Genomic DNA, 7,873 nt, shown 5'->3' with positions numbered 1-7,873 from the left:
CCCCCGTGCTGATCCTCGTCGTGCTGGGCCTGGCCGGCGGCGGCTGGACCGTGATGCAGTCGAAGCAACAAGCCGCCAAGGCTGCCGAACAGCAAGCCAGCAAGAAGAAGCAGCAGGAAAAGACGCCCGTGCATGAACTGGCGCAGGGCGACGTGGCCGCCATCGATGCGCGCGCGCTGGCAATCAGCCTGCCCTTGTCCGGCTCCTTGGCGCCCGTGACCCAGGCCACCATCAAGGCCAAGGTTTCCGGCGTGATCCAGGAGACGACCTTGCAGGAAGGCCAGCAAGTGGCCAACGGGCAAATCCTCGTGCGCCTCGACGCGGCAGACCAGCGCGCCCGCCTGACGAAGCAGCAAGCCATGCTCGACGAAGCGCAGGCGCGCCTGTCCATGGCGGCCAAGAACGAGGCGAACAGCCAGGCGCTGCTCAAGCAAAAATACATTTCGCAAACGGCCTACGACACGACACAGAATTCCGTCGACCTGGCGCGCGCCAGCGTCAAGTCCGCCGCCGCCATGGTCGACATCGCCCGCATCGCGCTGGCCGACACGGTGATCCGCGCGCCGATGGCCGGCATCGTCAGCAAGCGCCACCTGCAGGCGGGCGAAAAAGTCTCGCCCGACATGCCCGTCTACACCATCGTCAACCTGGCGCAGCTGACCCTGGAAGCGCCCGTGCCCAGCGCGGAGATTCCCCGCATCAAGCTGGGCCAGGAGGTGCGCTTCAAGGTCGACGGCTTCGGCGCGCGCGACTTCGCCGGCAAGGTCACGCGCATCAATCCCACCACCGAGAGCGGCTCGCGCGCCATGCTCGTCTACATCGCCGTCGACAATGGCGATGGCGCACTGCGCGGCGGCATGTTCGCCAAGGGCAGCATCGTCACCGAGCGATCAATCGTCGCGCCGCTGGTGCCGCTGACGGCCGTGCGCAACGAAAAGCAGGGCCCCGTCGTGTATGCGCTGGTGGGCAACAAGGTGGTCGCCCAGCCCGTCACCCTGGGCTTGCGCAACGAGGATGAAGGCTATGCCGAGGTCAAGTCCGGCCTGGTGCCGGGCGCGAAAGTCATCATCGCCAGACTCGATGGCGTGAAACCGGGCCACGGCGTGACCTTCGCCGCGCAATCAGCGACACCCGCCGCGCCGGCGGCCGTGCTGGCACGGAAGGATTAAGCCATGTGGATGACCAAAGTCAGTATTCAAAACCCCGTCTTCGCCACCATGGTCATGGTGGCGCTGGTGGTGCTGGGCATCTTCTCCTACCGGGGCCTGGGCGTGGAGAGCATGCCCAGCGTGCAATTTCCGTTCGCCGCCATCGAAGTGAACTACCCGGGCGCCTCGCCCGAAGCCGTGGAAAACGACATCACGCGCCCCATCGAGGACGCCGTCAACACCGTCAGCGGCATCAAGACCATCCGCGCCAACTCGTGGGAAGGACGCGCCGGCGTCTACCTGGAATTCGAGCTGTCGACCAACATGGACAAGGCCATGCAGGACTTGCGCGACAAGGTGGCGCTGGTGCGCCCGCGCTTCCCGAAAGAGGCCAAGGACCCGTTCATCGCCCGTGCCGAAGGCGACAACGAGCGCCCCATCGCCACCATCGTGCTGACCTCGACCGGGCATGACCTGCGCTCGCTGTCGACCATGACGGAGCAGATCATCAGCAAGCGTTTCCAGGGCGTGGCCGGCGTGGGGCAGGTCAAGCTGCGCGGCCTGCGCGCGCGCCAGATCCTCATCAGCATGAAACCGATCGAACTCAATGCCCAGGGCATCGGCGTCGATGAAGTGATCCGCGCCATCAAGGCGACGAATACCAATCTGCCGGCCGGCTCCATCAGCCATGGCGCGGCCGAGCAGCTGGTGCGCGTGGAAGGCAAGATCAAGGATGCGCGCGAATTCGGCAAGATCATCGTCGCGCGCCGCGCCATCGGCCCCGTCTACCTGGACCAGGTGGCCACCGTCGTCGACGGCGAGCAGGAAGAACTGTCGATCTCGCGCATGAACGGCCAGCAAGCCGTGACCATGGAAATCACCAAGGTGCAGGACGCCAACGTGGTCGAAGTGGGCACCGGCATCCTGAAAGTGGCGGCCGACCTGCAAAAGACGCTGCCGCCCGATATCAAGCTGCGCGTGCTGGACGACGAGTCGGAACGCGTGCAAAGCCAGCTCAATAACGTCAAGCGCACCATCATCGAAGGCGCCGTGCTGACCATGGTGATCGTCTTCCTGTTCCTGCACTCGTGGCGCTCGACCATCATCACGGGCTTGACCTTGCCGATCTCCGTGCTGGCCAGCTTCATCGCCATGAAGGCCTTCGGCTTCACCCTGAACTTTTTGACCCTGATGGCGCTGTCGCTGTGCATCGGCCTGTTGATCGACGACGCCATCGTGGTGCGCGAAAACATCGTGCGCCACCTGGGCATGGGCAAGAACCACTACAAGGCGGCCAACGACGGCACCAATGAAATCGGCCTGGCCGTGATGGCCACCACGTTCGCCATCGTCGCCGTGTTCGTGCCCGTCGCCTTCATGGACGGCATCATCGGCCGCTTCTTCCTGCAGTTCGGCATCACCGTCGCCGTCGCCGTGCTGGTATCGCTGTTCGTCAGCTTCACGCTCGACCCCATGCTGTCGTCCGTCTGGCGCGATCCCGTCAAGGACCGCTTCAAGTACGCGCCGTGGCTGGGCCGCTTCATGGCCTGGATCGAGACGGGCATCGACCGCCTGCACGTATGGTACGGCAAGGTGCTGGCTGTCGCCTTGCGCTGGCGCAAGACCACGCTGGCCACGGCCGTGGCCCTGTTCGCGGGCAGCCTGATGCTCGTGCCGATGATCGGCGGCGAGATGTTCCCGGAAACGGACCAGGGCTGGGTCAACCTGCGCTTCAAGACGCCCGTCGGCTCCAGCCTCGAATACACGGATTCCAAGGTGCGCCAGATCGAAACGGCGCTGAAGGAATTTCCCGAGATCGACAGCCTGGTGGCCAACGTGGGCACCCAGGATGGACGCAATGCGGCCGACGTGAACCTGAAGCTGACGGACATCAAGACACACAAGCGCCGCTCGCAGCAGGAACTGGAAAAGCTGATCCGCGAACGCCTGGCGCCGATTGCCGGCATCACCCTGTCCGTCGGCCAGCGCCCCATCTTCATCGCCATCCTCGGTACCGACGAAGGCAAGCTCGATGCCGTGGCACACACCCTGATGGACAAGATGCGCAACATCAAGGGCCTGGCCGACATGGAATACAGCCAGGAAGGCGCCAATCCGTCGACCACCGTGAAGATCAACAACGAACTGGCCAGCGACCTGGGACTGTCGGTGCAGCAGATCGGCAATGCCCTGCGGCCGTTCGTGGCGGGCGACACGGTCAGCCACTGGTTAGCCAGCGACGGGCAAAACTACGACGTCAACGTGCAGCTGCCGAAATCGGGCCGTCAGAAAGTGGCCGACCTGGCCGACCTGTCGCTGGCGTCCAGCAAGCTTGACGCAAACGGCAAGCCCGTCATGATTCCGTTGCGCCAGGTGGTCGACTTCGTGCCGTCATCGAGCCCGCAGGTGCTCAAACGCCAGGCCTTGCAGCGCCGGGTCGCCATCTATGCAGGCACGCAGGGCCGCCCTGCCGGCGACGTCGACGCCGACGTACAAAAGGCCATCAAGTCCATCGACCTGCCGCCCGGCGTGCGCTTCGACGTGGCCGGCAATGCGCAGCAGATGGCCGAAACTATGGGCGGCGCGATGATGGCGCTGGGGATCGCCGTGATCTTCATCTACCTGGTGCTGGCATCGCAGTTCGGCAGCTTCCTGCAGCCGATCGCCATCATGGTGTCGCTGCCGCTGTCCCTGATCGGCGTGCTGCTGGCCCTCCTGATCACGGGCAGTACCCTGAACATCTTCTCCGTGATCGGCTTCATCATGCTCATGGGCCTGGTCACCAAGAATGCGATCCTGCTGGTCGACTTCACCAACCAGCGCCAGCGCGAAGGCCTGGGGCAGTTCGAGGCGCTGATGGAAGCGGGGCAAGTACGCTTGCGCCCCATCCTGATGACGACCCTGGCGATGGTCTTCGGCATGCTGCCGATGGCCTTCGGCATGGGCGACGGCGGCGAATCGCAGGCACCGATGGGCCGCGCCGTCATCGGCGGCGTGATCACCTCGACCTTGCTGACCCTGGTGGTGGTGCCCGTCGCCTACACCTACCTCGACAGCCTGGGCAAGCGCGCCGCGCGATTCTTCGGCGGCGGCGAGCATGCGCATGCCGAATCCACCGACGACGGCAAAGCACACGCCCACTGATTGACCGGTCGCCTTCACCGTCCCCGCATTGGCGGGGACGACGCGGCGGCTTCCTGAAGAGAGCTTCAGTTGACCAAAGCAGCCCCACTGGCTAGACTGTCCCCGTTATCAATGATATGGAGTGACTCGTGGGTGCTTGTTCCAGTGACAGTAGTCGATTGACCATCGGCGATCGGCCTTAGGCAAGACGCGCGCATTCCGCCCGCCCTGCCCTCGGCAAGGTGCGGTTTTACCAGCGGCAGTACTCTCTCGCCGCCACTTCCCCCTCATCGTTCCACCGTGATCGTCTGCTGCCCCCTTGCGGGCGGATTGTCTTCGCCCTTGCACTCGCCTGTTCCTCCCCAGCCGGGAGAAACTGATGGTGGTATTTGATTTTGCGCTGCGCGTTGCCGCGGCATTGACCCTGGGCGCCATGATTGGCGCCGAACGCCAGCTGCGCCAGCGCATGGCGGGCTTGCGCACGAATGCGCTGGTGTCCGTCGGCGCCTCGCTGTTCGTGATGGTTTCCGTGCTCGAAGGCGATGCCTCTGGCCATATGCGCATCGCCGCGCAGGTGGTGTCGGGCATCGGTTTTCTTGGCGCCGGCGTCATCATGCGAGAAGGCATGACGGTGCGCGGCCTGAACACGGCCGCCACCCTGTGGTGTTCGGCCGCCATCGGCATCCTGTGCGGCCTGGGGTTTGCCCTGGAAGCGGCCATCGGCACGGGCTTCGTGCTGATCGCCAACCTGGTGCTGCGCCACCTGGCGCAACGCATCAACGCCCACGGCAGCGAAGCGGGCATCGAGACGGAAAGCATCTACCGCGTGACGGCCGTGTGCGAGGCGGAGCAGGAAGTGCAGGTGCGCAAGCTGATGCTGCGCCTGATCAGCGGCATGCCGGCGCTGATGCTGCAATCCTTGCACAGCGAGGATGCGGCGCACGCCGGGCGCATCGAAGTGCGGGCCGACCTGCTCACGCCCTTGTCCAGCCTGGGATTGCTGGAGCAGATCGTCAGCCAGGTGAGCCTGGAAGGCAGCGTCTCGGCCGTGCGCTGGGCGCTCGTGAACAACGCGGAATTTGTCGCCGAACGGGGAGTGTGATGATGAAAAAATTCTTCCATTGGTTTGCCAGGCGCGCTCCTGTCGTGGCCACCTACCGCCTGACCGTCACCTGCCCCGCGGCGCAAGCCGACCACGTGGTGCGCCTGCTGCTGGCCGAACTCAAAGGCGCGGGCCTGGCGCCATCGCAGATGCTGCGCAGCTGGGACGATGCCCGGCAAGTGGTGCGGCTGATCGCCACGGTGCTGTGCCAGGCCGTGCAGCGCGCCGTGCTGGTGCGCTTCGTCAACCGCGCCGGCGCCTGGCCGCAAGTGCGGCAAGTGCGCTGGGAAGGCGTCGCGTCCTCACTCTGAGGCGGGCAGGCGCATGGTAAACAGCGCGCCGCCTTGCGGGCGGTTGCATGCCTCGATGCGCCCGCCATACGCGTGCACGATGGCCTGCGACAAGGCCAGGCCCAGGCCGAAACCGGGCGCCTCGCCCGCGCGCGCCTGGGCGCCCCGGTAAAAACGCTCGAACAGATGCGGCAAGTCTTCCACGCCGATGCCCGGCCCCGCGTCCGCCACGCCGACCAGGGCATGTTCGCCCTCGCGCGCCACGTGCACTGTGATGCTGCTTCCGGGCGGCGAAAACTTCACGGCGTTATCGAGCAGATTGGCCAGCACCAGGTCCACGGGGCCGGCCGCCACCCTGGCCTGCACGGCCACGCTGTCATCGAAGACGATGCGGATGCCGCGCTGCGCTGCCGGCTTTTCCAGCCGCTGCGCGGCCGCCCGCACGAGCGGATTGAGCGCGATGGTTTCCACGGCATTGCGCTCCTGCCCCACGTCCAGGCGCGTGAGCATCAGCAGTTCTTCCACCAGGGTCGTCAGGCGCTGCACTTCATCGAGGCAGGACGCCAGCGCATCGACATACTCGGGCGCTTCGCGCGGACGGCGCAGGGTGATTTCAATTTCCGTGCGCAGGCGCGACAGCGGCGAGCGCAATTCATGCGAGGCGTCGGCCGTGAAGCGGCGCTGCGCATCGTAGCCGTGTTCCAGGCGGTCCAGCATGGCGTTCAGGGTATCGACCAGGCGGCCGATTTCATCCTGCGTGCCGGGATGGGGCAGGCGCTGGTGCAGGCTGGCCTCGCCGATCGAATGCGCCTGGTCCACCACGTCGTCGATGGCGCCCAGCACGCGGCGCGTGAGCATTTCGCCGGCCAGGCCCACGGCCGCCAGCAAGGCCAGCGCCATGGCGCCAAACAGCACGGTGGCCGCGGCCAGCACGTGATTCGTGTCGTCGAGCGAACCGGCCACCTGCACCGCCAGGCGCGAACCGGACGAGGGCACGGGAATCGAGACCATGCGCAGCGGCTCTTCGCCGAACTTGGGCAGGGTCTCGAAGACGGTCTCGCCGGCCGCCAGGCGCGCCAGCAGGGCGGCCGGCGCCGGCAGCTGCGCCGCCTCCAGGTTGCGGCTGCGCGCCAGCACGCGCCCCTCGCCATCGATGATCTGCACCAGGCGGTCCAGCCGCGTCAACGACGGTGGCGCCAGGCCCGGCGCCACCTCGTGCACCTGCACGGGCTGGCGCGGCGCGGCCGGCAGCATGGCCATTTCCGTCTCCGCCAGCGCCAGCAGGGCCGCATCGAGCTGGCCATGCACGGCGCGCGACAAGCCCCAGTAGCCGGCCAGCGCCGTGCAGGCGACGATGGCGAGGATGACGGCCAGGTGCACCAGCAGCAATCGCTTGCGAAAGCTAGCCATCATGGTTTTCCGCCAGGCGGAAGCCGCGTCCGCGCACCGTGTGGATCAACGGCGGCAAGCCCGGCGCATCGACCTTGCCCCGCAGGTTGCGCACGTGGACGTCGATCAGATTGTCGATGCCGATCAGGTCCGCCTGCCAGATCTGCTCGGCCAGGCGCGCGCGGCTGACCACTTCGCCCGCCTGGCGCAGCAGGATCAATAGAATCGCGTATTCCTTGGGGGTCAGCACCAGCGGCGCGCCGGCGCGCGTCGCCTGGTGGCTGACGGGATCGAGAGTCAGGTCGGCCAGCGCCAGGACCAGCGGGCGGCTGATGTCGGAGCGGCGCAGCAAGGCGCGGATGCGCGCCAGCAGTTCCTCGAATTCGAACGGTTTGGTCAGGTAATCGTCGGCGCCCGTATTCAGGCCCGCCACGCGGTCGGCCGTGGCGTCGCGCGCAGTCAGCATCAGCACGGGTGTCTGGATGCCGCGCGCGCGCAAGTCGCGACAAAAGTCGATGCCCTGCTTGCCCGGCAACATCCAGTCCAGCACGATCACGTCGTAGTCGACGGCGTAGCTTTCGTCCTCGCCCTCTTCCGCGCTGTGCGCCACGTCGACGACAAAACCTTCTTCCTGCAAGCCCCGCGCCAGCAAGCGCGCCGCCTTGCGGTCGTCTTCCACCAGGAGGATTCTCATGCCTGCCTTTCGCCTCGCGCCTTGTTTTCCATGCTGGCATTTTACCGCGCCGCACCGTGCGCACACCGAGCCTGAAGAATGATTCAGGCGTTCTTGGGCGCTTCTTCAGGAGCACATTGCTATGCTT

The 7,873-nt window shown here is 66.1% G+C and carries 6 protein-coding genes; 4 read left to right on the top strand and 2 right to left on the bottom strand.

The annotated features are described in order from the left end of the window. From AC07X6_RS27560 to AC07X6_RS27545, 4 genes are all read left to right on the top strand, one after another. Positions 1-1,169, top strand: a 1,169-nt coding sequence (locus AC07X6_RS27560) for an efflux RND transporter periplasmic adaptor subunit (RefSeq protein ID WP_494793071.1), incomplete at its 5' end; no start/stop codon positions are given. A 3-nt stretch (positions 1,170-1,172) separates the two neighbouring features. Beyond that, positions 1,173-4,292 (top strand): efflux RND transporter permease subunit, encoded by a 3,120-nt coding sequence (locus AC07X6_RS27555; RefSeq protein WP_494793070.1) that lies wholly within the window; start codon positions 1,173-1,175, stop codon positions 4,290-4,292. Between the two features lie 361 nt (positions 4,293-4,653). Continuing rightward, entirely contained in the window at positions 4,654-5,373 is a 720-nt protein-coding gene (locus AC07X6_RS27550) for an MgtC/SapB family protein (protein WP_205412515.1), read from the top strand. Next, the gene (locus AC07X6_RS27545) at positions 5,373-5,684 is read left to right on the top strand and encodes a hypothetical protein (protein WP_494793069.1); all 312 of its coding nucleotides are present in this window, start codon (positions 5,373-5,375) and stop codon (positions 5,682-5,684) included. Before AC07X6_RS27550 ends, AC07X6_RS27545 begins: the two co-directional genes overlap by 1 nt. On the opposite strand, the gene AC07X6_RS27540 is transcribed toward AC07X6_RS27545, so the two are convergent. Beyond that, positions 5,676-7,073: a sensor histidine kinase gene (locus tag AC07X6_RS27540; protein ID WP_494793072.1), complete on the bottom strand. Its 1,398-nt coding sequence runs from the start codon at positions 7,071-7,073 to the stop codon at positions 5,676-5,678. The genes AC07X6_RS27545 and AC07X6_RS27540 overlap by 9 nt on opposite strands. Further along, the gene (locus tag AC07X6_RS27535) at positions 7,066-7,746 is read right to left on the bottom strand and encodes a response regulator transcription factor (RefSeq protein WP_474292745.1); all 681 of its coding nucleotides are present in this window, start codon (positions 7,744-7,746) and stop codon (positions 7,066-7,068) included. Before AC07X6_RS27535 ends, AC07X6_RS27540 begins: the two co-directional genes overlap by 8 nt. Between the last annotated feature and the right edge of the window lie 127 nt (positions 7,747-7,873).

The sequence above is a fragment of the Janthinobacterium sp. GW460-12-1-14-LB5 genome (genome assembly GCF_059423585.1).
The sequence above is the reverse complement of the archived record's forward strand: the minus strand, read 5'-3'. Positions and strand labels throughout refer to the sequence as shown.

Excerpts from the sequence above, each read along its gene's own strand:
- AC07X6_RS27545 (WP_494793069.1), top strand. The coding sequence starts at position 5,373 with ATGATGAAAAAATTCTTCCATTGGTTTGCCAGGCGCGCTCCTGTCGTG.
- AC07X6_RS27535 (WP_474292745.1), bottom strand. The coding sequence starts at position 7,746 with ATGAGAATCCTCCTGGTGGAAGACGACCGCAAGGCGGCGCGCTTGCTG.
- AC07X6_RS27555 (WP_494793070.1), top strand. The coding sequence starts at position 1,173 with ATGTGGATGACCAAAGTCAGTATTCAAAACCCCGTCTTCGCCACCATG.
- AC07X6_RS27540 (WP_494793072.1), bottom strand. The coding sequence starts at position 7,073 with ATGGCTAGCTTTCGCAAGCGATTGCTGCTGGTGCACCTGGCCGTCATC.